This is a genomic window from Bradyrhizobium hipponense (assembly GCF_008123965.1).
Taxonomy (GTDB): Bacteria; Pseudomonadota; Alphaproteobacteria; order Rhizobiales; family Xanthobacteraceae; genus Bradyrhizobium; species Bradyrhizobium hipponense.
In genome coordinates this window covers 45318-67727 of the sequence record NZ_VSTH01000001.1, presented here as the reverse complement: position 1 = coordinate 67727, position 22410 = coordinate 45318, and the positions used below count along the sequence as shown (strand labels likewise).

At 60.7% G+C, this 22410-nt stretch carries 19 protein-coding genes and 4 pseudogenes; 6 read left to right on the top strand and 17 right to left on the bottom strand.

Annotated elements, in window-relative coordinates; translation table 11 throughout:
- Positions 1-375: 375 nt before the first annotated feature.
- Positions 376-567 (top strand): hypothetical protein, encoded by a 192-nt coding sequence (locus FXV83_RS00305; RefSeq protein ID WP_148736643.1) that lies wholly within the window; start codon positions 376-378, stop codon positions 565-567.
- 408 nt (positions 568-975) lie between these two features.
- Entirely contained in the window at positions 976-2457 is a 1482-nt protein-coding gene (locus tag FXV83_RS00300) for a DUF2142 domain-containing protein (RefSeq protein WP_148736641.1), read from the top strand.
- On the opposite strand, the gene FXV83_RS00295 is transcribed toward FXV83_RS00300, so the two are convergent.
- Together FXV83_RS00295 and galE are read right to left on the bottom strand one after the other, a co-directional pair.
- The gene (locus FXV83_RS00295; RefSeq protein ID WP_148736639.1) at positions 2404-2970 is read right to left on the bottom strand and encodes a hypothetical protein; all 567 of its coding nucleotides are present in this window, start codon (positions 2968-2970) and stop codon (positions 2404-2406) included. The two genes, FXV83_RS00300 and FXV83_RS00295, sit on opposite strands and share 54 nt — an antisense overlap.
- A 455-nt stretch (positions 2971-3425) precedes the next feature.
- Entirely contained in the window at positions 3426-4538 is a 1113-nt protein-coding gene (gene galE / locus FXV83_RS00290) for a UDP-glucose 4-epimerase GalE (RefSeq protein ID WP_148736637.1), read from the bottom strand.
- 212 nt (positions 4539-4750) lie between these two features.
- Here galE and FXV83_RS00285 point away from each other — a divergent pair, with 212 nt between their 5' ends.
- Positions 4751-6448, top strand: a complete 1698-nt coding sequence (locus tag FXV83_RS00285; protein ID WP_148736635.1) for a hypothetical protein — start codon at positions 4751-4753, stop codon at positions 6446-6448.
- 30 nt (positions 6449-6478) lie between these two features.
- Here the strand turns inward: FXV83_RS00285 and FXV83_RS00280 are convergent, their stop codons facing one another.
- The 5 genes from FXV83_RS00280 to FXV83_RS42310 all read right to left on the bottom strand — a co-directional run bounded on the left by FXV83_RS00280 (position 6479) and on the right by FXV83_RS42310 (position 10008).
- Complete coding sequence (locus FXV83_RS00280; RefSeq protein ID WP_148736633.1) at positions 6479-6889, bottom strand: DUF2304 domain-containing protein; 411 nt, start codon at positions 6887-6889, stop codon at positions 6479-6481.
- The gene (locus tag FXV83_RS00275) at positions 6886-7575 is read right to left on the bottom strand and encodes a glycosyltransferase family 2 protein (protein ID WP_148736631.1); all 690 of its coding nucleotides are present in this window, start codon (positions 7573-7575) and stop codon (positions 6886-6888) included. The genes FXV83_RS00280 and FXV83_RS00275 overlap by 4 nt, the downstream gene beginning before the upstream one ends.
- Complete coding sequence (locus FXV83_RS00270; RefSeq protein ID WP_148736629.1) at positions 7572-8648, bottom strand: class I SAM-dependent methyltransferase; 1077 nt, start codon at positions 8646-8648, stop codon at positions 7572-7574. Before FXV83_RS00270 ends, FXV83_RS00275 begins: the two co-directional genes overlap by 4 nt.
- Before the next feature lie 220 nt (positions 8649-8868).
- Positions 8869-9060: a hypothetical protein gene (locus FXV83_RS00265; RefSeq protein WP_148736627.1), complete on the bottom strand. Its 192-nt coding sequence runs from the start codon at positions 9058-9060 to the stop codon at positions 8869-8871.
- 675 nt (positions 9061-9735) lie between these two features.
- The gene (locus tag FXV83_RS42310) at positions 9736-10008 is read right to left on the bottom strand and encodes a hypothetical protein (protein ID WP_187435552.1); all 273 of its coding nucleotides are present in this window, start codon (positions 10006-10008) and stop codon (positions 9736-9738) included.
- A 390-nt stretch (positions 10009-10398) separates the two neighbouring features.
- Between FXV83_RS42310 and FXV83_RS00245 the strand changes: the two are divergent.
- Both FXV83_RS00245 and FXV83_RS00240 read left to right on the top strand, forming a co-directional pair.
- Positions 10399-10539, top strand: a pseudogene (locus tag FXV83_RS00245) (IS630 family transposase); the annotation flags it as partial.
- A 419-nt stretch (positions 10540-10958) separates the two neighbouring features.
- The gene (locus tag FXV83_RS00240; protein WP_430648917.1) at positions 10959-11591 is read left to right on the top strand and encodes a LabA-like NYN domain-containing protein; all 633 of its coding nucleotides are present in this window, start codon (positions 10959-10961) and stop codon (positions 11589-11591) included.
- Positions 11592-12660: 1069 nt separating this feature from the next.
- On the opposite strand, the gene FXV83_RS44850 is transcribed toward FXV83_RS00240, so the two are convergent.
- The 7 genes and pseudogenes from FXV83_RS44850 to FXV83_RS00210 form a co-directional block, all read right to left on the bottom strand.
- Entirely contained in the window at positions 12661-12789 is a 129-nt protein-coding gene (locus FXV83_RS44850) for a hypothetical protein (protein ID WP_283811687.1), read from the bottom strand.
- Positions 12790-12812: 23 nt separating this feature from the next.
- Positions 12813-13106 (bottom strand): hypothetical protein, encoded by a 294-nt coding sequence (locus FXV83_RS00235; RefSeq protein WP_148736625.1) that lies wholly within the window; start codon positions 13104-13106, stop codon positions 12813-12815.
- A pseudogene (locus FXV83_RS00230) lies at positions 13106-13285 on the bottom strand (transposase domain-containing protein); the annotation flags it as partial. The pseudogene FXV83_RS00230 and the gene FXV83_RS00235, both read right to left, overlap by 1 nt.
- Positions 13282-13548 (bottom strand): annotated as a pseudogene (locus FXV83_RS00225) (transposase domain-containing protein); the annotation flags it as partial. The pseudogenes FXV83_RS00225 and FXV83_RS00230, both read right to left, overlap by 4 nt.
- Before the next feature lie 98 nt (positions 13549-13646).
- A complete protein-coding gene (tnpB, locus tag FXV83_RS00220) occupies positions 13647-13946 on the bottom strand; it encodes an IS66 family insertion sequence element accessory protein TnpB (protein ID WP_210250713.1) in 300 nt (99 codons plus the stop codon).
- On the bottom strand, positions 13943-14326 hold the full coding sequence (tnpA, locus tag FXV83_RS00215) for an IS66-like element accessory protein TnpA (protein ID WP_148736623.1): 384 nt from the start codon (positions 14324-14326) through the stop codon (positions 13943-13945). The genes tnpB and tnpA overlap by 4 nt, the downstream gene beginning before the upstream one ends.
- 353 nt (positions 14327-14679) lie before the next feature.
- Entirely contained in the window at positions 14680-16251 is a 1572-nt protein-coding gene (locus FXV83_RS00210) for a hypothetical protein (protein WP_148736621.1), read from the bottom strand.
- A 507-nt stretch (positions 16252-16758) separates the two neighbouring features.
- Between FXV83_RS00210 and FXV83_RS00205 the strand changes: the two are divergent.
- A pseudogene (locus tag FXV83_RS00205) lies at positions 16759-17739 on the top strand (ABC transporter transmembrane domain-containing protein); the annotation flags it as partial.
- A gap of 335 nt (positions 17740-18074) precedes the next feature.
- Here FXV83_RS00205 and FXV83_RS00200 read toward each other — a convergent pair.
- The 3 genes from FXV83_RS00200 to FXV83_RS00190 all read right to left on the bottom strand — a co-directional run bounded on the left by FXV83_RS00200 (position 18075) and on the right by FXV83_RS00190 (position 22317).
- On the bottom strand, positions 18075-18503 hold the full coding sequence (locus FXV83_RS00200; RefSeq protein ID WP_148736619.1) for a GlcG/HbpS family heme-binding protein: 429 nt from the start codon (positions 18501-18503) through the stop codon (positions 18075-18077).
- Positions 18496-21474, bottom strand: coding sequence for an FAD-binding and (Fe-S)-binding domain-containing protein (locus FXV83_RS00195; protein ID WP_148736617.1), 2979 nt, complete (start codon positions 21472-21474; stop codon positions 18496-18498). Before FXV83_RS00195 ends, FXV83_RS00200 begins: the two co-directional genes overlap by 8 nt.
- A gap of 105 nt (positions 21475-21579) precedes the next feature.
- Positions 21580-22317, bottom strand: a complete 738-nt coding sequence (locus FXV83_RS00190; protein WP_187435550.1) for a GntR family transcriptional regulator — start codon at positions 22315-22317, stop codon at positions 21580-21582.
- Positions 22318-22410: the final 93 nt, after the last annotated feature.

Here is a 22410-nt window from a genome sequence, read left to right as displayed (position 1 = left end):
ATCGACGACGTCAATCGGCATCCCGTCGTCCATACCTGGTCCTACAAACTCGCCGACGCCGCCTGATATGATTCGAACCAAGAAAACGCTGGTCTAGTCCAAGCGAAGGTTCTGAAAATTTACCCGCACTAATCGCCCGAGCTTTTCCGTTCCAGAACGAAAGAATCTTGCCGTGTGTGGCGCCTAAACGCAACCCAGAATATTCACTGGCGTCCGATCCGCTCAACAGCAACGCTTGCCAAGCCTGCGTTTGGGTCAAAAGCCGCAGATGGCCGCCGCTGTGATCTTCATGGGTTGGAACGCCCAGAGCGCGCAAGAGGTTAGATAGATTGCGCACCATCGCGGCAGCACCGGGCGCTGGGTTGGAGGCAGCACATGAAAATCATGGACGAAGACGGCGAAGTCATCGCCATAGCATCCGATGATCATACTCTAATCGGCGGCCATCACCGCCTCGCGGTGGCGGCCAGCCTCGGTAAAAAACTGTTCTGGCGAGATACCGGCGAACCAGTGAAGCTTGATCGCTTCTTCAACCATTATGGAAATTCTCTTCGACATACAGCCTGATCCGTCCGACGAGCGTTGTTCGGTACATCGCAACTACGCCAACTGAGGCGACTTGGCCGTCACCAGTGCAGCCCCACTGACCAATATCGAATTTGCTACTTGTTGTCATCGCTGAACCTTTGCGAGATTTTTGGGACCACCTGCCGTGGGGTTGGGAGCGGAGATTTCCCATGAAAAGGCATAGAGTGATTCCGCTATGCCCGGATACCAACCAAATACCGCAACGCAGCGAAATGACGCGAGTGCGCGGAGCGGACAAAGCACGTCAGGTCTGCACGTCCAAAGCCGGGCGGTCGGTTGATTCAAGTGGCCTTTCCATGAGCAGACGTCGATACTCTCAGATCATCGGCCCTGGGTCTAAGGGCGGCTAGGATTTCGACGAGCGCTATTTCGTGGTTGGGTGACGAGATGCTGCAACCCGCCAAGCCTGATGCTGCCCCGAGCGCGGTGTCACGCATCGGAAGGCGATTTGGGCGTTGGCCGGCAATCGTCTTTACCTTGTTCTCGCTTTTCTTCGGATCAGCCATCATCGTTGTCAATCCGCCACTACGCGGACCGGACGAGATATCGCATTTTCTGCGTATTTATTCGTACACACGAGGCGAGTTTTTGCCCGTCACCGAGATCAATGGCCGCAAGGGAATCTTCGTAGAGCGCGGGCTCTACGAACGGCTACATTTCTTCAAGGATCGGGGGGGACGGTTCGCCTCTCTTCAGCAGCACAAGGGAGATTGGTTCGCTAGGTATAGAGACAAGGGAGTCCGCTACGGCCAAGTCATGACCGAGTATCATGACATCATCGGCGCGAGAGATGATGAGGCTGAACAAGCGCCTGTGTTCGTGCCCTTTGCCGGCACAGAAGGCTACAATCCGGTCGCCTATGCTCCTTATATCCTCGCAGCAGCCGTTGGACGTCTGCTCAGCCTCGATTTGCCCGAACTGCTATTCCTGATGCGCTTTTTCGGCCTTGTCGTTTTCACTGCGGTGACAGCCTACGCCGTCGCGGTCACTCCGACCCTCCAATGGGCGTTCGTGCTGATCGCGATGCTGCCGGTATCGCTCTATAACCGCGTTGTTCTTAGTGCGGACGGTGCGGCGCTCAGCTATGCGCTGGTGATCACCGCACTCTGCTTCAGAGCCGCATGGAATCCCTCCGAGGGACGCATCTGGGAGCGCTCGCTATGGATGACGGTATGTGTCCTCGCCAAGCAGCCGCAGATTATTTTCGTGCTGCTGGAGTTGATGTCCGGCCGGCTCGGGGAGCTCCTTGGCCGGTGGAAGAGCATTGCGATGGTGGTACTGCCGGGCGTTATCCTGTCGCCGCTGTGGGTGGTCGGAGTCTCAGCGGATGTAGCGGCGTGGCGCGTCCGCGAGGGACACGACTATCCAGCAGAGCAGTTTGATCCGTTGTGGAAACTCGCTTACATGTGGGAGCATCCATTTCATTTCCCGCTGGCGACATGGACGGCGCTCCGCGAATGGGGCGCCCCGCTGTGGCCGGAATTCATTGGCATCCTGGGCTGGCAGGACATTGTGCTTCGGCCCTGGACTTATATCGTGCTCACGGCTCTCCTCCTGCTCGTCCCGCTACAACAGCTGCCGCTGGATGGAACGCGTGCGCGCGTGGCAATCGTGACAGGCTTTGCCGTCCTCAGCTATCTTGTGTTGGTCTATCTGATTTTTTTTCTCACCTATACGCCTATCACTTCGCCCCATGTCTTGGGCGTTCAAGGGCGTTACTTCGTCATCGCCCTGCCCATGGCTGCGATCTTCATGGCCTCGCTCATCAACCTCGAATTACCGCGCGGCGTGCCTGCGCTGGTCGCGATTACCGGCTCAATGATTGCGGGTGTCATGTCCGTGGATGGAGTGCTGAAAGCGCACTGGTGATGTGGGCCAGGGGGCGGACATGTGCAGCGTCTCTTGGGTCCGCTCGGGTGATTCGCGACCGAGCCCGTCGGGTCTGCCACTGATCCGGCCGTACAGCTTCTTCTCCAGCCAGACCAGGCATCGGGACTGGATGCGTCCTTTGGCATTGACCTGATAGGCCAGAGCCAGATCGCCAGCGCCATAGACCGAGGTCGGCCAGACCGGTGTATTGAAGTGATGGGTGCCGTCCATGCAGGACGACGGACCTTCCTTGTAGACCCGCTCGATCTCCTCGGGCGTCCAGGCGAACTGGAGTTCGCCGCTCGGATCGATCGCCGCGATCAGCTTGCGCCGCTGATCGTCCGCCATCTTCTCCTCGGTCTCGTAGAACCGGGTGATGTAGCGGCCGGGGGTCAGGGCGGTGACGCGGTCGATGATGCCGAGCTGGTCGTTCTCGGTGAAGCAGATCATCCCCGGATGCTGGTCCGGGTCGAGGTGAGCGAAATGATCCTTGATCGGGGCAGATTCGCACAAGTCCTGTTGAGGATGGACCGACGCCAAGCCCTCCCGGCGGCAACAAGGTAAACGCCACCATGGCAAGCATGTGCGATGCCAGCCATGCCCCAGACCCAAAGGCCGCGGCGCCCAGCAGCGACCGCTCGTCGGAGAACGGGCGAAGTGCCGGGTAGAGCACGAACAGGATCCCGGCGATCACAAGAGCGCCGGCGCCGAAGCGGGTACGGTTCGCAAACATCAGTTCCTCTAAGGCGATTACGTGAGCATGACTTCGCGGCCATCTGCCCCAAGCGTAGCGTTTGCACGGCGAATTCGGGATGGCTTCTTCGCAAATTCGGATGGTTCTTCATAGCGCCACCGCGAAACAGTAGTGCCCATCTTCATCGGCCGTGGCGCGCTATTTTGCGATATTCCGCGACGTTCTCACTCGCTAAATGACGAGCGAAGCCATGGCACGGTTTCCATCGCCAGGCTCATCGCCGGCGCGTCTCCTGGTCCTGGATGAGTGTTGGACTTCCGCGCGCCAGACGCTTGTCCCGTCTCACCTTGCTGACAATGGGACGGAGGGGGACCGGCTGAGGCACTCTGGAGGCAAGCCTTGCGTTACCTCGTGACAATAATTTGCGTTCCCAAGCGAGCGCATGGCGGACAATCAGGGATAGATCATCCCATTCGGGCCGCCAGCCAAGCAGATTGCGCATCCGGTCAGCCGACGCCACGATCTCCGCCGGATCGCCAGGCCGGCGGGCGACAAATTCGACGGGAAAGTCATTTCCGGATTCGTGCCGCATCGCGTTGATCACCTGCAAGACCGAAAAGCCGCGGCCATAGCCGCAATTTAGCGTCAGGGACTCCCCACCACCGCGCAGGTATGAAAGCGCGTGACAATGAGCGTTTACGAGATCGCCCACGTGGATATAGTCGCGAATGCAGGTGCCGTCAGGCGTAGAATAATCGGCGCCGAAAACCTGGATCTTCTCTCGCAGACCCACAGCAGCTTCCGCTGCAACCTTGATAAGATGCGTTGCCCCTCGCGTTGCCTGTCCGGTGCGCAGTGCAGGGTCGGCGCCTGCCACGTTGAAATATCTCAAGATGACGTAGCGTAGGCCATGAGCGCGCGCAGCATCACGCAGCATTGTTTCGGCCATGAATTTGGATGAGCCGTAAGGTGATAGAGGCGCAACGGGGGTCTCCTCCGTGACGGGATTTGCCGGCGGATCCCCGTAAACCGCAGCCGTCGACGAAAGGATGAAACGCCGCACACCACTTCTGATTGCGATCTCGAACAGGCTTCGGGAATTTGCAGTGTTGTTGCGATAATATCGAAGTGGTTCGGCAACCGACTCCGGGACAACGACCGAACCCGCAAAATGAATGATCTCCGAAATCCCATACTTCGCGATCAGCGGCGCAACTCGCTGCTGATCACCGACGTCCCCAACGAAGACCGGCACGTCGGATGGTATTGCCCATTCGAAGCCCGACGAAAAATCATCGATCACGACGGGCTGTTCGCCACGATCAGCGAGTTTGTACACCATGTGGCTCCCAATGTATCCGGCACCTCCGGTGATAAGGATCGCCATTGCTAATCCGCCCTGGGAGACCTGATTTGAAACTTCGGGAACAAAGTTCCCTTCAAGCGTATTATCGAAGCCCAGCTAAAGATAACACTTGAGGTGCGCTGAGGGTTCGTTCGCGATTGAGCGGGGTGTCGCCTGGCTGTGATGCAGGCGGCAGGGCGGGACCGTATGCGTCCTGATCCGCCGCCTGCAGTAACGCGATCGCAGGACACTGCATGGCGCTTGAACGGGTGGATGGTGACGTTTCCGGGTTTGCGAGGCCGAAAGTCGGCCTCGCATTTGCTGCTCGCCATGCCGAGATGTTGCTCGTGCTTCTTGTGTTCGGCGTGGCCTTGGTCATTGGGCTTGCGACCGCCGCGGATTACGGGCTGTCGACCGACGAGTTCAACACGGACGAGTACGGCCCCAAGGCGCTTGCCTGGTACACGAGCGCCTTTGCGGATCGATCTCAGTTCGAGACGGTCGAAGAGTATCTGTGGATGTATGGGCCGTGGTTTCAGGTGCTCGTTGCGGCCGTGCAGTCGCTTCAGCTCGCGAGCCCGATCACGGTCCGGCACGCTCTGACCTTCCTGTTTGGCCTCGCCGGGCTGGCCGCTGTCGTGCCGATGGCACGGCTCACGGTCGGGTACTGGGCCGGGTTGACGGCACTCGCCTTGTGCCTGCTCACCGGCTATCTGTACGGCAACCTGTTCTTCGCCCCGATCGACGTACCGTTCCTGTTCGCGATGAGCTGGTCGACGCTCTCAATCGTCCTGTTGGTGCGGCAGGAGGTGCCGAGCTGGCGTCTGACCCTTGCGACGGGCCTTACTACTGGTCTTGCCATAGCGACACGCACTGGCGGGGTGATTACGCACGTCTACCTCGTCGGCGGCATGAGCCTGTGCGCGCTCGAGGCGCTGCTGCGCCATGGCCGCGCGGGCTATGGCCAATTGCGCCAGATCGCCTCGCATACGCTGCTCGTCATCATCATCGCTTGGCTGACCGCGATTGCACTCTGGCCGTGGTTGCAGATCGGAAATCCGCTCAAACAATTCCTCGAGGCCTATCGGCACTTTGCTACGCTCGACACCTCGTTTGAATTCCAGAACTGGGGCCGGCTCACGTTCACCGATCAACTGCCCACCTGGTACATCCCCGGACAGCTCCTGGCGCGTCTGCCCGAAGGCTTTTTGGCGTTGCTGTTGCTCGGCATGGCGGTCTGGATCGGTGCTGCAGGGTCGTGGACCCGCGCCATCCTCGGCGCCCTGCGCCGGTCCGGCGTCGTGGGACTGCGACCAGTCGCGGCCGAGCTCGCAGGATCGCGCGCAGTGCTGGTCGTCGGTGTGGCGGCGTTCGGGCCTATCGGGGTGCTCATCCTGCAGGGCTCGACGCTCTATGACGGTGTCCGCCACGTATTGTTCGTGATCCCAATGCTCGCCATCGTGGCCGCGCGCGGGCTCGCGGGCCTCTTGCCCTTCTTGCGACGCCTCCCGATTGTGCCCGCGGCCCTCGGGGTCGCGCACACGGCGGTCCTCGTGCTGACGCTCGTCATCCTGCATCCGCTCGAATATATCGCGATGAACGGTCTGGCAGGCGGTGTCGCCGGCGCTTATGGCCGATTCGACCTCGATTATTGGAGCATGGCGGCTCCCGAGGCGCTGCGCCGCCTCGAGCATCGAATTGACGCCGAAGGCCGGTTCGCGAGCGATCCGCCGCGCGTTCTCCTCTGCCTGGCCTGGCGCGAGCAACTCGCAGGCGTGATGTTCCGTCGCAACTGGATCGCCGAAACACATGTGGAAGAGGCCGACTACCTGATCGCCACCGAGCGCTGGCCTTGTGCCGACGGCACGACGGCCGCACTGGTTGACGAGGTCACGCGATTTGGTCGCCCGTTCGCCAAGATCTACGCCAATCATCGCGGGCTCGGTGAGTGACCAAGTTCCGGCGCGACTTGGCAATGGCATCTACTTCTTCGCCTGTACTTGGATCGGGCCCACCTCGGCCTTTCGGCCCAACATGACCGGGCGACGTTTTCGTGGGGGGCTTGCGTCACGCCGGCTCTCCTTGGCGCGATCGATCGCCACTGCGCGCGCAAGCCGCGTGATCATGTCGAGCTGAAGCCGCAGCTTGAGATGCAAGTTGAGCATGATGAGCAGGCTGATCACGACCCAGATGTAGACTATGAGGTCGGAGCCGCGGCCGATTCCCGCGAAGGCCGCAAGCGCGGTGGCATGCTCCGGCACCCAGACGAAGTAGAGGCCGGCGAGCGCAGCGCCGCTCGCGAGCAGGCCGATGATCGGCACCGTCCGATGCGCAGACCAGGCGTAGACCAGAACGAATGCCAGAAAGGCGGTCAGCAATAGCTGCGCGATCATCGGTAGAGCCTCCGCGCAAACAGATCGATCAAGATCGTCAGCGCATCGGTGACGCGTTGACCCTTGCCCAGCGAATAGGCGCTGTACTCGATGTTCACCGGCACCTCGATAACGCGGAGGCGGCTCTGCGCGATCTGGTGCAGGATCTCGGACGCATGCGCCATTCGGTTCTGTCGCAAGGAGATCGCGCGGGCGCCGCGCTCAGTCATCGCCCGTAGGCCATTGTGGGTATCGGTGACCGGCAGTCCGGTGCTCGCGCGCGTGAACCAGATCGCGGCGCTGAGCAGGATGCGGCGCGACACCGGCAGATTTGCGGTGGCGCCGGTGAGAAAGCGACTGCCGAGGGCGAAATCGATGCCGGACTGATCGAGCGCCGCGAGCAGCGCCGCGATGGCCGCGGGGGAATGCTGGCCGTCAGCATCGAAGGTGACGATCGCATCCGCGCGCTGCTCGAGGGCGTAGTCGATGCCGGTCTGCAGCGCGGCGCCCTGTCCGAGGTTGATCGGATGCCGGACGACGACCGCGCCTGCGAGCAACGCGGCGTCGCCGGTGCGGTCGGTGGAGCCGTCATCGACCACGACGACCGCGTATCCGGCGCGGCGAATGCCGGACACGACGCCACCGACCACGGGCGCTTCATTGTACGCCGCGACAACGACCCAGGGATTGCGAATCCGGCCGGTCATGTGAGGCTCGTATCCGGGGCCGGCGGCGTCTTGCTCAAGACCACGCGCATTGCGTCGAACAGGTTCACTGGAATGGCGAACCGGTTGCCGGTCGGACTGGCTGCGATCTTGCGGCCGAGCATGCGACCGACCTGGAAGGCGATCAGCGAGAACGGCACGAATTTCCAGGGGTGGTCGGAACTCACGACGCGAAGGCCGACCGAATGGGCCAGAGACGCGAGGCTGTCGCGGTTGAAGAACCACAGGTGCTGTGGAGGGGTCATCAGGCGCCAGTGCGCGCCGGTCGACCGCGCCGCCAAGGAGCCGAAGTCTCCGGTCGTCAGCACGATGATTCCGTCCGGCCGGAGGTGGTCCGCGAATAGCGCGAGGGCTTCCTGCGGGGCGGGCAGATGCTCGATGACGTCGAGGAGGACGATGACATCCAGGGTGCCAAGTGAATTGAGAGTAGCTTCGCTCAGCAGGCCGCAGACGACGTTCAAGCCGAGATCGCCAGCATGGGCAGCAGCCGTGTCCGCTGGCTCGATGCCGCTCACCTCAAATCCGGCGCGGCGGGCTTCATCGAGAAAGAAGCCGTAGGCGCAACCGATCTCGAGCAGGTGGCCCTTTGGCTTGCGGCGCCTGATGAACTCGACGGTACGGGCGAACTCGCGCCGTAGCACGGGCTCGGCGCCGTGATAGTCGGCGTAGCCGTCGGACTGACGGCCGGAAAAGTAGCCATCGTCGTAATAAGCGAGGGGATCGAAGCTCGATGCCTCGGTGCGTCCCAGTCCGCAGTCACGACATTGAAAGATTTCGCAACCGTTCTTGACGTAAAGAAACCGATGCGGCGTCCCCCGGCTGCACGCGGGACACTTAAGCGTAACCGCAGGTCGGTCGTTGCGCATCAGCACATGCGTCCCGCCTAATGGCGTTCTCCGATGCGAGAAAAAACGCCTTCGATGCCGAACTGTTCCGCTCGGTGGACGGCCATGGGGTCGCAGGCCGCCTGGCTGGCCGCCGCAAAGGTTCGCGCTCTCGCCGATGCAGCACCGTGTGACAGCGACGCCGGAGCTATTGGGCGCTAGCGTCGTCACGCTGGCGCAACGTCAGCTGAGGTTGATCTCGTGCAGCCGTGTGTCGCCCAGGACGCTCGCGCGCTGCTCGGTCCATGAGCTCCGGCGTCTTCATGACGTGCCCGATTGGATAGAAAGGCGCGGCGCGCCGCCGGCCCCTTCGCCTTACTCAATCTGCACTTAATGCTTTGGTACGGTCATGAATTAGGTAGCAATCTCAATCATATAAGAGTTCGCAGTCTTATTCTGAATGGCGCGCCAAATGCACGAAATTCTTCGACATCATACGATGCGCCTCCGCTAGGCGGCGTGGGAACTCCATGGCAAAGCCCATCAACGAAGCGGCGCCGAGTCCCAAGAACATGAAGGTAAATATCAAGAGCGCGGTCAGGTAGATGATCGGCCAGAGGCGATTTACGGCGAAGCTGGTCATTGGATGATCTGAAGTGAGTTGTCTGGCGCTGCACGGCTTTGCTGGAGGGCACGGCTCATGCCAGAGCGCCAGTTCATCGGCAAGAAGTCCGGATCGCTCGCTACTGCCTTTTGGAGCAAGAAGTTACTGATCCGCTTGCCGCGTGCCTGCTTTACGCCATTGTCGAAGAACTTGAAGCGGATCTGCGAAGGGATCGCGAGATCGGCCAGAGCAGTGAATGTGGCTCGCGCTCATAAGCTCAACTGACGAGCTGCCAGGGCAACACCATCACGACGTTATCTCGAGCTCCACTATCCTGGAGGCGATGATCGAGATGTGCAGCGCGAACTCGTCCTCGACTTTCGCCGCGGTGTCTTCGTCCTTGGCGTGTCGCGATCGACCTCATCGAACCGCGCGCCAGCGAAGAGACGATAAAAGGTCATTGCTACGACGATGAGCGCCATCGGGCTTGACTGCGTGGTCGAGGATGTCGGTGAAGTACATCTAAGCAGACATTTCGGTGGTCAATTCGGATGCCGGCTCCCAAAAGGCAACGGTCAACCAATTTGTCGAACCCTCTGCGGGAGGCCAATACACGATCTGAAATAGCCCACCAGTGAGGTGATCTGCAAACAAAAAAGGTCGCGCCCACCGAGCGCGATCTTTCTCGAAGTTCGCCAGAATTCGATCAGGAATTCATTGCTTCTCTTTGATAACGGTCGTGCTGCTGGTGCTGCTACCAACGGTGCCTTCCTCGCAGACTTTGGTCTGCTTGATACGGTCTTCAGCTTCGACGCGGCTCTTGAAGGCCATCGGACCGATCTGCGTCACGACTTCCTTGTCCGCCGGGCGCGTGGTGGTAATCGTACAGTTGTGGCTAGGTCCTTGCACGACGTAGAACTCGTCAGCGACTGCTGGAGCGGCGCATCCGACGATGAGCGCGCCAGCAAGAAGAAGGGATGCTTTCATTGACACCTCTCTGTTCAGGTACTGCCCAATAGAGGACGAACAGATAAACAGAAATCGAGCGTGCTACTGCGCGCACGATTGGATTAGCGCTTACCCTCCAATCCTCTTCGGTTCTGTAACTCACCCGAGATTTCGAGGTTCCACGGGTTCTGGTGCAAAAACAGGCCAGCACCAGGTCGAATTGAGGTTGGAGCGCAACGGGTGTTTGATGCGAAATTCCAGGGTGACGGCCATGTCCGCTTTTTCCCAACGGCGCCGACATCGCACTTCGAGGACGACCTAAGCCGCCGCCCGATTTTCTTTATGCGCCCCGCAAATCACGGTCCGTAGCAGGTCATCAGGGAACGGCCGCTGCAATGTCTTGACGTCACGTTTGCTGAGCAAGTCCGCGTTGTCGACCTCCAAGCGCCGATCAATCGCTACCTCGCCGAGCACAATCCGCAAGCCAAGCCCTTCGCTCGGACCGCCGATCCCGAACACATTATCGCTGCTATCAGACGAGGGCACCAAGCGTTAGATTCCATCCACTAGTAAGAGCTGCACGGCCGAAAGCGTGCCTGCCGCCTTGTATCTGGCCGCGGCTCGGCTGTTCGCCCAACCAGACATTACGGTCGTGCCTTCGCTGGCGCACACCCGCCAGCTCCATCGTCGACCGCGGTGTCTTAAGCCGATATCAAAGCTTGCGAACCGATGTGGCATTGCACTGCAAAAGATCTGCGGGCCGAGAGTAGTCGAAACGCCTGAGCCAATCCATGAGATGCGCTGTCTGCCGCCGGGAATATACGCAGCGTTGAGGTGTCACCGAATTTATTTTCGGTCGCACGAAACTGTTTGAACACTAATGAGCCGCGGTATAGCATTGTTGTCGTTTAAGTTTTCTTGGTGCCACTTCATTGGCGGGTTCATATGCGCGGACCCGCAACGCGGCACTGTGCGGTTCAGAGATTATCATGGCAGTCTCCAACAGGATTGCGCTTTTCGTCGACGGAGCCAATCTGTACGCCACAGCGAAAACGCTTGGGTTCGATATCGATTACAAACGCCTGCTGACCGAATTTCAGACCCGTGGCACGCTTCTGCGCGCGTTCTACTACACCGCCACTATCGAGGACCAAGAGTACTCGTCGATCCGTCCGTTGATCGATTGGCTTGATTATAACGGCTACACGGTCGTCACCAAGCCGACCAAGGAGTTCATTGACGCTGGCGGCCGACGGAAGGTCAAGGGCAACATGGACATTGAGCTCGCTGTCAATGCCATGGAGCTCGCCGCGCATATCGACGAAATGGTGCTGTTCTCGGGTGACGGCGACTTCCGGCCCCTGGTCGAGGCGGTGCAGCGCCGCGGCGTACGAGTCACCGTTGTTTCGACGATCGCGACCCAGCCGCCGATGATCGCCGACGAGCTGCGCCGCCAGGCCGACGTGTTCACCGATCTTATCGAGCTCCAAGCTAAGATCGGCCGCAATCCGTCCGAGCGCCCGGTCCCCCGCGAGCGCGAGTCGCGCTATCGCCCGCAGCAGGTCCCAGAGCGTCAGACCATCGCGGGACCGAAGGGAAATGACAGCGTTCTCGAGGAGTAATTCCGAGCGCAGCCGCTGGTGCATCCAGCCTGGGTAGCGACCGCACTTGGTCGTTCGTTCAAGCTGTGTGCCGCGGAATGAGCTTGACGAATGAGCCCGGCATTTGCGCCGAGCTGATCGCCAGTAAGGTTCAGGTGCTGGGCAACGGACCAACTAGAGAAGACCCTGAGCGGTCGTTGGTTCGGTTTCTGACATTGCATGCCTACTCCGGCCGCTTCGAATGCACGTGAGCATGCTCCATCGCCTGCGCTCGATTGCGCGGAGCCGCGCAATCGCGCGCGACAATGCCCGCACCGAGCAGCATTCGAAACTGATGTGAAGCCTAAAACGAAAATAGTTCCGCTTTGACGCTCTGGCGGAACTTAACTGGCTGCCGCTAAACGACAAATTTAGTTATCTCCAGTAATGATGATGACTCCATCGCAATAATAAAAAATAAGGTTGGGGAAAACAGGAAGCAGGGAGTTTTGCGATGGAAGCTGTGCGCCGCTTTCGCGCGATGGCGTTGCTTTGCCGACAGGCCGCCGCGCGTGATTCTGAGAGAAGCTGGAAGCTGCTCGCAGAGGCCGAGTACTGGGAGCATCTGGCGGCTACACTAATAGCTCACTAGGCGCACGAAGTAGCGATCATCCAATTGTCCCGTTTTATCGGTGGCTGGTTAATTCAAGTTATATTCCGGGGCAGTAATGACCAATATTCGCCAGGTTTACAGCTGTGCTGTTCTGCACGCACGCCTCCAAGCGCTCATCGCCGAGCTTAGAGAGGTGGAGAAGCTTCGAAATCGGCTTCGAATCGTAGAGGCGAGAACAAGCGGAAGACGGCGGGCTAGAGCGGGCAGCAGAGCAAGAGCCGTTTGACCATGTTAGATGCACCCGAGCATTGATCCGCATCAGCTGATCCGCGGTCGACGCACGGATCACCGGCGCCTGGGTACCTGAGTTGACGCTGTTATCAATTCGAGAGGCGAGGCAAGCGCCTCCGTCCGCTAAAGGCAGTCGCACGCGCCGTCATTACTGCCATCCGGTCTCTTAGCGATCCTCTGTCCTCCTTGAGAAGGACGCCCGCCGTTTCAGATCTCGAGTGTCTCGCCGAGATGACAGAGCTCGAGGTCGTCACGGATGCGGGATTCGAGATAGGCCCGTTGCTTCATCAATCGCGCAAGGCTGATGCGGGCGTAACCATGCGCGGTAGGCCGCAAGCGCTGATCTGTCCAGTTAACGGTTAGGCCTCGCCGGACTCTTCGGTTTTCGGCTTCATCATCGTAGCGAGCGCTTGGCGGCGTTCTTCGATGATGCTGGGGTCGTCTTTGTGGATTGCGATCAGATTTTTGAGGTTCTCGATTCCATCAGCGGTGAACGCCATCACGCCGTCTTCACCGACGCCGACGACCCATAGCTGGCCGTCCTCGGGGTCCATTTCTTCGGCGACCTCGAACAGCCATTCCTCGTCTTCTCCAAGCATCTGGGCAACATGACCGAGGGTGAACACGTGGCTGACTTTGTTGACGTGCCCCATCAAGCCGCCTGCGCCGCAAGGCCTTGCTGTTGTGCAGTCTTCCAGTTCCAGGGCAGCAGCTCATCAAGCCTGTGGTCGGGGTGGGTGGCGATGCGAGCGAGCACATCGGCGAGCCAGGCTTGAGGGTCGACGTCGTTCATCTTCGCTGAGACGATGAGACTACACATGGCGGCGCTTCGGTGGCGCTGGATTCCAACTCTTCAAACGTAAGCATCAACTGGTCGATCAGCCGAGACGAGCGTTCCGATCTTTGCCCGTAGATCTGGCGTTGCAGCTTGGCGATCTGCAGCTTCTGCTGGGCAATCAACGCACTGTCTTCCGACGCCTTCGCAAGGGCGACCGCAAGTTCTGCTGCGATATCCAGAGCCTTCGCGCGTTCGCTCGCCAACGCCACTTTCAGAGCGGTTATGTCTTCGGCAAGAGCGTCGCGAGGCGTGTCCATGCAAACCAGAGAATCACAATTTCAGTGATTTGTGGCGTCCTAAAATGCGTGTCGTCCCTTATTTTATTTCGCTCAGCCGGCGCTCTGCGATCGCCATGTCAGTTGCGGATTTCTCCAGCCATCTGCGCCGCTGAGATCGATATCGCGCCGGATGACGCCGAGGGCCAGATGAACTTCCCGCGGTCAATGCGCTTGGCATATAACGACAGGCCGATGCCATCATGCCAAAGAATCTTGGCAAGATCGCCCCGACGCCCACGGAAGATATAGAGATCGCCGGCATGGGGATCGCGCTTCAAACTCTCCTGAACCGTCGAAGCCAGGCCCTGCATGCCGCGGCGCATGTCGGTGTGGCCGGTCGCGATCCAGACCCTCACGCCGCTCGGTATCGGGATCATCGCCGGCTCAGAACATCGAGGACCCGCCCCAACGCGTCAGCGTCGACATTTTCGTCAACGCTGGCACGCTTGCCATCACCGAGCTCGATCTCGATCACGCCGCGGTGTTTCCGGGCCGGTATCGCCGCCGGCGCTTGGATCGATCGGACGCTTTCGGCCGCGGCGACCTGCACCGGCACAAGGCGCGGTCCCGCCGAAGCGACAGTCGCTAGGCGGGCCCGCCGCCGCCATGTGAACACCAAACTCGTTGCAATGCCGTGCCGCCGCGCGATCTCCGTCACTACCGCGCCAGGCGCCAGCGTCTCCTCAATGATCCGCATCTTATCGTCGCGAGACCAGCGACGCCGACGCTCAACCCCGCCCAGAACTTCTACCCGCATCTACCGACCTCAAGGCTAGCCTTAAAGCTAGATCCTCGCCGGATACCTGTAATCGAACAAGGCGGCCCACCCCGGAGGAATACTTTCTTCAGAACAACGCGATTGTTTTAACTGTCTGAAAGAGCGCGCTGCGGGCGAGCGCTCTCGCAGGCTCACCGAATGCAGTTCGCCTCGCCGAGAATGGCGCTGTTGATCGCGTATCCCCCAAGAGTATTGTGACTAACAATCGGCATGACACCGTTGTCCTAGGCTCAGCTTGCTCAAGCAGATCAAATCCAAGGAGTTCCGCTGTGGCTGGAAGGCGAATCTAGCCAGTTATTGCGCCGCGGCAGCTGGTGATCCTTAGCCATACTCTAAGGTGCGCGGCGGATCTTATAGAGTACGAAGCGCCCGGACCTGTCCAATTCCTTCAGCATGTTTGGCAGCGGGTTCACCACGCCAGTGCCGAGCAGATAAAGATAGTCGTAGTCTCGGTACCAAGTGCGGATGAAGTCGGCGTCGTCGGACGCCGTCATCTGGCCTGCGGCGATTGCACTCAGTAGGCGTATCGGCACAGGCCCACCATAGGGAATGGCGAGACGGCGGACCTCGGTCCGCGCCTGAACCGGTTGCTTGCCAGCCTCGGTGAATACGTTCGGCACGAAAGCATTGGCGTAATGCACCGCGAGGGTCGGCGCATAATACATTGGATACTGAGTGAGGTCCTTGAACGGTGGATCATCGCCCTCTCCACTGGTCCCAATCAGTATCTTCGAACCACGATCAATCTTCTGAAAGGAATGAATGAAGGCTGAATAGTCTGCACGGTAGGACTGCCAGACCACGAGCACGACGGCCAGATTGGCCAGCGTGATGCTCCCGACAATGGCGAGCGCAGCCATCGTCCATCGTCGGTTCGGCAACGATAGCGAGCAGAAGGCGGGAAGGATCAATGCGGCCGCAGGAAGAACCCGAATATCCGCGAACGCCGTGCCAAATAGCCTTGGCGGAATCGTAAGATAAAGGAGCGCGAAGCCAGTTGCGACCCAGATCCCGGCAGGCTGCAGCTTTAGCATGCCGCACCTGGCAGCGACGTATAACGCGGCCATTAGCACGAGCGCGCTCGCGCCCGAGACAGCCATGCTGTAGCCGCTCATGATATAAAACGGCCAGAGCAGCTTGTAGTCAAAATACCAAAACGTGCCCTCCCTTCCGACAGAGCCCGCGGTCAATCGCATGACGACCAACAGCGCCAAGGCCGGTATTGCGAGCGTGACGAGCCGGAGCGCGGCGTCGCGGTAAGGCAGTTTCCGATTGAAGGTGCGCCACGACTCATAGAATCCGAGCGTCGCGCCATAAATCCCTAAGGAAAAGAAATGCGCCGTAAACAGCACCACCACGAAAGCTGTGTTGACGACGAAACGTACCGGAGTTGGTTGCTCGGCTGCGAACAGATAAGCGGCGATGCCCCAGAGCGCGATGCCGAGAGCGCATTCGAAGTTGACGAATCCCCACGTGAACGGCAGGCAGTACAGGAACAACAGCGCCGCGAAACCGGCGAGGTGAACGCGCCGCTTCACCACCCATTCGAGCGCAAGCGCGCCGCTGATGATCAACAACTGGCTGAAAAGAAAAAACAGCCGGGTCGCGCTCTCGGCGCCGATCAGTCGCGCCATTGGCGGGACCACCAAGTCCATCGCCAGATTGGGATAGAAGGCCCAGCCCGCCTCATAATATGGATTGGCATTGATGGTGTTCATTTGGCTCAGAAGATACATGCGGGCGAGGTGGTTGAGGTAATCAACCATCGCCGGAATGGGAGTGAGCAGCGTGGGGAGAAGCGAGGCGACGGCGAGCAGGGCGAACACAGCGGTCGCTACCAATCGATCGGAGCGAGCGTCGCGATCGATGAAATTTTCTGGGATCAGGAGAACAGGTACATTCACGCGATTTACTCCGGGTATTGGAACCCGGCAAGGTTGTTGTGTTCTTCTAGAACTAGTTGCGATAGAGGAGCCTAATAATTCGTTAAAAGGTTGAGTGAGGGAGAAATATCTACCATCGGAAGAGCTTCTGGCTTTGTTGGGTAAGTTCCGCTTTGGGGCGGAAGCGGGAATAGACCTTCGCGAATGTAGGCAGAGTGATCCTCAGTCGTTTCTGATCGCATCGATCAAAGCGACCTTGAGGTGGCGTGGCGAATAGAGTTGTGCCTCGAGTTGGCATGCACTCGCGCTGCTCTGATGCGGGAATGAACGCGAGGTTCCCTTGCAATCGAATGCTCCCAAAAAAGTCCCAGGGTCGGGGCCTGGTTCATACTGAGGTCCATCCATCGACAGTCTCTTGTCAGACGCAATAGTCATGACGGCCCTAGGTCGATCCGGCGGTCTCCATCCCGCGAACTTTCGCAGTGATAGACAAAAGCCGCGAGGTCGGGTGAGAACGATAACAATTTTATGAAATTTCCTTTCCACAACCTCCAAGAGATTTCATTTTGCCTCCTGCTGCTGCGATTTCATCACATATCGGTGGATTCACCGCAGATAGCGCATCAGTTCGCTGGCGCGGCCGTTGGCGTTCAGGAAATCCTCCGCTGCGCCAAGCAGCTCAAGCTGAAAGCTCGAGCAGTCCGCGAAAGCTGGCCTGGCCTTTCTAAGCTTTCATTGCCTGCAGTTATCGAACGGCATGACGTCACCTTCGCCATCCTTGGCAAAGCCGGAAACGATGACATCCTTGTTCACGACCCTGCCGTCAACCGCCCTCAGATCATCAAGCGCGCCGAATTCGAACAGGGCTGGACCGGCCGCATCGTCTTGATGACGCGCCGCGCCTCGCTTTCAGATCTCGCGCGCAAGTTCGACGTCACCTGGTTCCTTCAAGCGATGCACAAGTATCGCCGGCTACTTGGCGAGGTGCTGGTTGCATCGTTCTTCCTGCAGCTCTTTGCGCTGGTGACGCCCCTGTTCTTCCAGGTGGTGACCGACAAGGTGCTGGCGCATCGCGGCTACACCACGCTCGACGTGCTGGTGTTTGGCCTGATCGTGGTCTCGATCTTCGAGACTGTGCTGGGTGCTCTACGCACCCATGTCTTTTCCCATACGACCGACCGCATCGATGTCGAGCTCGGCGCGCGCCTCTTCCGGCACCTGATCGCGTTGCCGATCGCCTATTTCGAGGCGCGGCGGGCCGGTGACTCCGTGGCGCGGGTCCGCGAGCTCGAGAACATCCGGAATTTTCTCACCAGCTCGGCTCTGACGCTGGTGATCGATCTCGGCTTCGCCTTCGTCTTCCTGGCGGTGATGTTCTACTACTCGCCGTTCCTGACCTGGATCGTGGTCGGCTCGTTCCCGTTCTATATCGCGATCTCGGCCGGCGTCACCCCGATCTTCCGCGCGCGGCTGGACAAGAAGTTCGATCGCGGCGCGGAGAACCGAGCCGAGCGCCATCCGGGTTCACTCTTCTCGTTCGGCATGCCGGTCCAATCCAACGATGTCGCTTATCCAGGTGAGACATGAAGTCATTAGCTCAGGGGCCCAATCGACGCAATTGATCCACAACGGTCGTTGCCGTTGCGTCGCGTTGACGCTCGGAAATCCTTTGGTGCCCCTTAAGGAGCGAGACGTCTTATTATACCATATCCACTTCATCGAGCCGTTGCGGAGCCGGACTGCAGGCAAGCAAGGCGGGGCGAACATATCGGTCGATTGGTAGCCCACGATTTGCTCCATTCGTATCGCCTCATTTTGTGTTTCGCTTGCGCCGCGGACCGGCGCTACCCCGCGTTGGCCTTCAGCCCGGCGGCCTCGATGCCGGCGACTGCGCAGGCTTCGTCATTGTCGGAGGTGTCGCCGGAGACGCCGACGGCGCCGAGCAGCGTGAAGTCGTCCATGATCAGCACGCCGCCGGGGACCGGGACCAGCGCGCCCCTGGCCATCGTGTTCACGGCATCGATGAAAAAGGCCTGTTCCTGCGCCCGCTGGTACAGCGCCCGCGATCCCATGCCCAGCGCGAGCGCGCCATAGGCCTTGCCGTGCGCGATTTCCGCGCGCATCAGGCTGGTGCCGTCCTGTGCGGCGGCGAGCTTGATGACGCCGCGCGGGTCCAGGATGGTGACGACCAGCGGCTTCAGTTTCAGCTCGGTTGCCTTTGCGAAGGCGGCATCGAGGATCTTGCGGGCGGTGTCGAGGGTCAGTTCAGCCATGGATGGTTTCCTTTGCAACGGGAGAGGTCGTGGATCTGGGTGTCGCGCGATCGAGGCTCATCGCCAGCACGCGCGCCACGTGAAGGGCTTCGCGCTGCGTGCCGTCGTGGATCTGATGCCGGCAGGAGGTGCCGTCGGCGACGACAAGCGTCGCCTGGTCGGCGCGCCGCACGGCCGGCAGTAGAGATAGCTCGGCCATCTCGATCGAGGCGTCGTAAGTCTCAGTGCCATAGCCGAAGGCGCCCGCCATGCCGCAGCAGCTCGACTCGATGGTCTCGACCTTCAGGCCCGGGACAAGGCGCAGCACCTGCTCGACCGGCTTGAAGGCGCCGAAGGATTTTTGGTGGCAATGGCCGTGCACTATCGCCTTGTCGGCGACGGCACCGAGCGGCAGTTGCAGCCGTCCGGCCTCCGCCTCGCGCACCAGAAATTCCTCGAAGGTCAGCGCATGCGCGCCGACGGCTTTGGCGTCATTGTCCTTGCGGAGAGACGCGAGCTCGTCGCGCAGCGTCAAGAGGCAGCTCGGCTCCAGGCCGACGATCGGCACGCCGCGCGCAGCAAAGGGCGCGAAGGTGGACACCAACCGGTCGAGTTCGACTTTAGCCTCATCCACAAGACCGGCCGACAGGAAGGTGCGGCCGCAACACAGCGGCCGATTTCCGCTCGCCGGCTTCGGCAGATGCACACGATAGCCCCCGCCCGCGAGCACGCGCAGCGCGGCGTCGAGATTTTCGCGCTCATAGACGCGATTGAAGGTATCGGCGAACAGCACGACTTCGCGGCCGGTCTCAGGACCGACGCTGTCCGCAGGCGGCACGAAGACGTCGCGGCGGAAAGCCGGGAGCGCGCGGCGCGCGCTGATGCCGGCGAAGCGTTCGAACAGGTTTCGCAGCAGCGGGCTGCGATTGCGCCAGTTAGCGAGCGGCGCCAAGCGCGCGGCGACGCCGGCGTAGCGCGGGAGGTAGCCGACTAGGCGGTCGCGCAGCGTCAGGCCGTGGGAGGCTGCGCGCGCGGCCAGCACCTCGATCTTCATCTTGGCCATGTCGACACCGGTCGGGCATTCGTGGCGGCAGGCCTTGCAGGAGACACAAAGCTTTAGCGTCTCCATCATCTCGTCCGACGACAGCGCATCGGGACCGAGCTGACCGGAGATGGCGAGCCGCAGCGTATTGGCACGGCCGCGGGTGACATCCTTCTCGTTGCGCGTTGCGCGGTAGGATGGGCACATCACGCCGCCCTCGAGCTTGCGGCAGGCGCCGTTGTTGTTGCACATCTCGACCGCGCCCTGGAAGCCGCCGCCGGCACCGGGATAGGCGGACCAGTCGAGCTTGGTCTTGAGCTCGCCGACGCGATAATCCGGCGGGAAGCGGAACAGCGAGCGGTTGTCCATCCTGGGCGCATCGACGATCTTGCCGGGGTTGAGGACACCATCGGGATCGAAGCGCTGCTTCACTTGCCTGAAGTCGGCGACGAGACGTTCGCCGAACATGGTCTCGTGGAATTCGGAGCGCACCAGGCCGTCGCCGTGCTCGCCGGAATGGGAGCCCTTGTATTCGCGCACCAGCGCGAAGGCCTCTTCGGCAATGGCGCGCATGGCCTTGACGTCCTTCTCCAGCTTCAGGTTCAGTACCGGCCGCACATGCAGGCAGCCCTCGGAGGCATGTGCATACATCGTGCCGCTGGTGCCGTGCCTGGCGAAGACCTCGTTCAGCCGTGCCGTGTAGTCGGCCAGATGCGGCAGCGGCACGGCGCAGTCCTCGACGAAGGAGACCGGCTTGCCCTCCTGCTTCATCGACATCATGACGTTGAGGCCGGCGGCGCGGAAATCGGCGATGCCGCCCTGGAGCGCAGGCTCGGTGATCTCGACCACACCGCCCCATTTGCGCTTGTCGTTGTTCCAGCCAAAGCCGAGATCGCCCATCAGCTCGCCGAGCTGCCTGAGGCGCAAAAGATTGTCGGCCTGGTCTTCCTCGGCGAACTCGACCACCAGCACGGCATCCGGATCGCCCTTGATCGCGGCAGAGATGACGGGGGCAAACATCGCGATGTCGCGGCCGAGCGCGAGCATGGTGCGGTCGACCAGCTCGACCGCGATCGGCCTGAGCTTGACCAGATGCTGGGCCGCATCCATTGCCTCGTAAAAGCTGCCGAAATGGCAGACGCCGAGTGCCTTGTTGCGGATCACCGGCCACAGCTTCAGTTCGACCTTGGTCGTGAAGGCCAGCGTGCCTTCGGAGCCGACCAGAAGATGCGCCATGTTATTGGGTGCGTTGCGCGGCGTCAGCGCATCGAGATTGTAGCCGCCGACGCGGCGTTGCACTTTTGGAAAGCGCGCCGCGATCTCCTTGGCCTCGCGCGCGCCGAGATCGAGCATGTCGCAGAACAGGGCGCGCGTACTGTCGCTCGCATCGATCTCGGAGAGATCACGCGGCACCTCGCCGAAGCGGCTTAGCGTGCCGTCGGCGAGCGCGGCCTCCATCGACAGCGTGTTGTCGCGCATGGTGCCGTAGCGCAAGCTGCGGCCGCCGCAGGAATTGTTGCCGGCCATGCCCCCGATGGTGGCGCGCGACGCGGTGGAGACGTCGACCGGGAACCACAGGCCGTGCTTTTTGAGCTGCCGGTTGAGATCGTCGAGCACGATGCCGGGCTCGACCACGCAAGTCCGGTTCTCGACGTCCAGCGACAGGATGCGGTTCAGGTGTTTTGAGAGGTCGACCACGAGGCCGTCATTGACGGTCTGGCCGCATTGCGAGGTGCCGCCGCCGCGCGGGGTGACCTTGCGCCCGTCGTCGCGGGCAATAGCCAGCGCCCGCAAGGCCTCGTCCATGTTGCGCGGCACCACCACGCCATAGGGCATGATCTGGTAAAACGAGGCATCGGTGGCGTAGCGGCCGCGGCTGAAGCGGTCGAACAGGACGTCGCCGGTCAATTCCGACCGCAGGCGCCGTTCGAGCGAGGAGGCGTTTGTCATCCCTGATCCCGGACTGATCCAACGAGGCGACCGACCTCGTTGGAGTATTCATTCTTATTCCAGACCGATTATATTATGAATTCAAAATGAGCAAGACAGCGTCACTCAGGGCGATGCCGTGGCGTCCCCTTGGGGCTCGGTCAGGTGCTCGATCGCAGCCGTCCGCTTGTTGCGCAGGTGCTGGAACATGATGTCGCTCAATTCGCTGCCGGCGCGGCGGCGGAGTGCATCGAGGATGGCCTCATGCTCGCGCATGGCCTCGGCCCAGCGCTGTCGCTTGCGGGCGAAATTGGCGGAGTAGCGGACGCGGCGGATCCGTCCTGCGAAGTTGCCATAGGCCGTCTTCAGCGTCTCGTTGCGGGCGGCCGCGACAATGCTCTCGTGGATGCGCTGGTTGACCTGGAAATAGCCATGCATGTCGCGATGCAGGTAATGACCGTACATCTCGTAATGCAGCTGCTCGATCGCGGTGATTTCCTCGTCGGTGATGGCTTCGCAGGCGAGCCGTCCGGCAAGGCTTTCCAGTCCCGCCATCACGTCGAACAGCTCCTCGAGGTCGCGCTGGCTGAGCTGGCGCACCCGCGCGCCGCGGTTGGGCAGGAGCTCGATCAGGCCTTCCGCGGCGAGCACCTTCAGCGCCTCGCGCAACGGCGTGCGGGAGATGCCGAGCATCTCGCAAAGCTGACGCTCGGGAACGCGGGCGCCGTTCGGGATGTTGCCCTCGACCACGTAGTCGCGCAGCCGAAGCAGGATTTCGTCATGAAGCGAGGCTTCCTGGCGGTCGCCACCGTTGCCGGCCGGCGGGGCGATAGGAACCCCGGTATCGGGAATCGTGGATTTCATTTGCAGCACAGTAGTTTGCTCAGTTCGTTGCGTCGACGTCCACAATCGAATACCAAATTTCGATTGAAATGACAAAAAATGAATGCAAAATAG

What these genes read in the sequence shown, in the direction of transcription:
- FXV83_RS42310 (WP_187435552.1), bottom strand. Translation starts at nt 10,008, where the DNA reads ATGAAAGCATCCCTTCTTCTTGCTGGCGCGCTCATCGTCGGATGCGCC.
- FXV83_RS00305 (WP_148736643.1), top strand. Translation starts at nt 376, where the DNA reads ATGAAAATCATGGACGAAGACGGCGAAGTCATCGCCATAGCATCCGAT.
- FXV83_RS00240 (WP_430648917.1), top strand. Translation starts at nt 10,959, where the DNA reads ATGGCAGTCTCCAACAGGATTGCGCTTTTCGTCGACGGAGCCAATCTG.
- tnpA (WP_148736623.1), bottom strand. Translation starts at nt 14,326, where the DNA reads ATGCGGGTAGAAGTTCTGGGCGGGGTTGAGCGTCGGCGTCGCTGGTCT.
- FXV83_RS00235 (WP_148736625.1), bottom strand. Translation starts at nt 13,106, where the DNA reads ATGGGGCACGTCAACAAAGTCAGCCACGTGTTCACCCTCGGTCATGTT.
- galE (WP_148736637.1), bottom strand. Translation starts at nt 4,538, where the DNA reads ATGGCGATCCTTATCACCGGAGGTGCCGGATACATTGGGAGCCACATG.
- FXV83_RS00300 (WP_148736641.1), top strand. Translation starts at nt 976, where the DNA reads ATGCTGCAACCCGCCAAGCCTGATGCTGCCCCGAGCGCGGTGTCACGC.
- FXV83_RS00195 (WP_148736617.1), bottom strand. Translation starts at nt 21,474, where the DNA reads ATGACAAACGCCTCCTCGCTCGAACGGCGCCTGCGGTCGGAATTGACC.
- FXV83_RS00275 (WP_148736631.1), bottom strand. Translation starts at nt 7,575, where the DNA reads ATGACCGGCCGGATTCGCAATCCCTGGGTCGTTGTCGCGGCGTACAAT.
- FXV83_RS00285 (WP_148736635.1), top strand. Translation starts at nt 4,751, where the DNA reads ATGGCGCTTGAACGGGTGGATGGTGACGTTTCCGGGTTTGCGAGGCCG.
- FXV83_RS00200 (WP_148736619.1), bottom strand. Translation starts at nt 18,503, where the DNA reads ATGGCTGAACTGACCCTCGACACCGCCCGCAAGATCCTCGATGCCGCC.
- tnpB (WP_210250713.1), bottom strand. Translation starts at nt 13,946, where the DNA reads ATGATCCCGATACCGAGCGGCGTGAGGGTCTGGATCGCGACCGGCCAC.
- FXV83_RS00280 (WP_148736633.1), bottom strand. Translation starts at nt 6,889, where the DNA reads ATGATCGCGCAGCTATTGCTGACCGCCTTTCTGGCATTCGTTCTGGTC.
- FXV83_RS00190 (WP_187435550.1), bottom strand. Translation starts at nt 22,317, where the DNA reads ATGAAATCCACGATTCCCGATACCGGGGTTCCTATCGCCCCGCCGGCC.
- FXV83_RS00265 (WP_148736627.1), bottom strand. Translation starts at nt 9,060, where the DNA reads ATGACCAGCTTCGCCGTAAATCGCCTCTGGCCGATCATCTACCTGACC.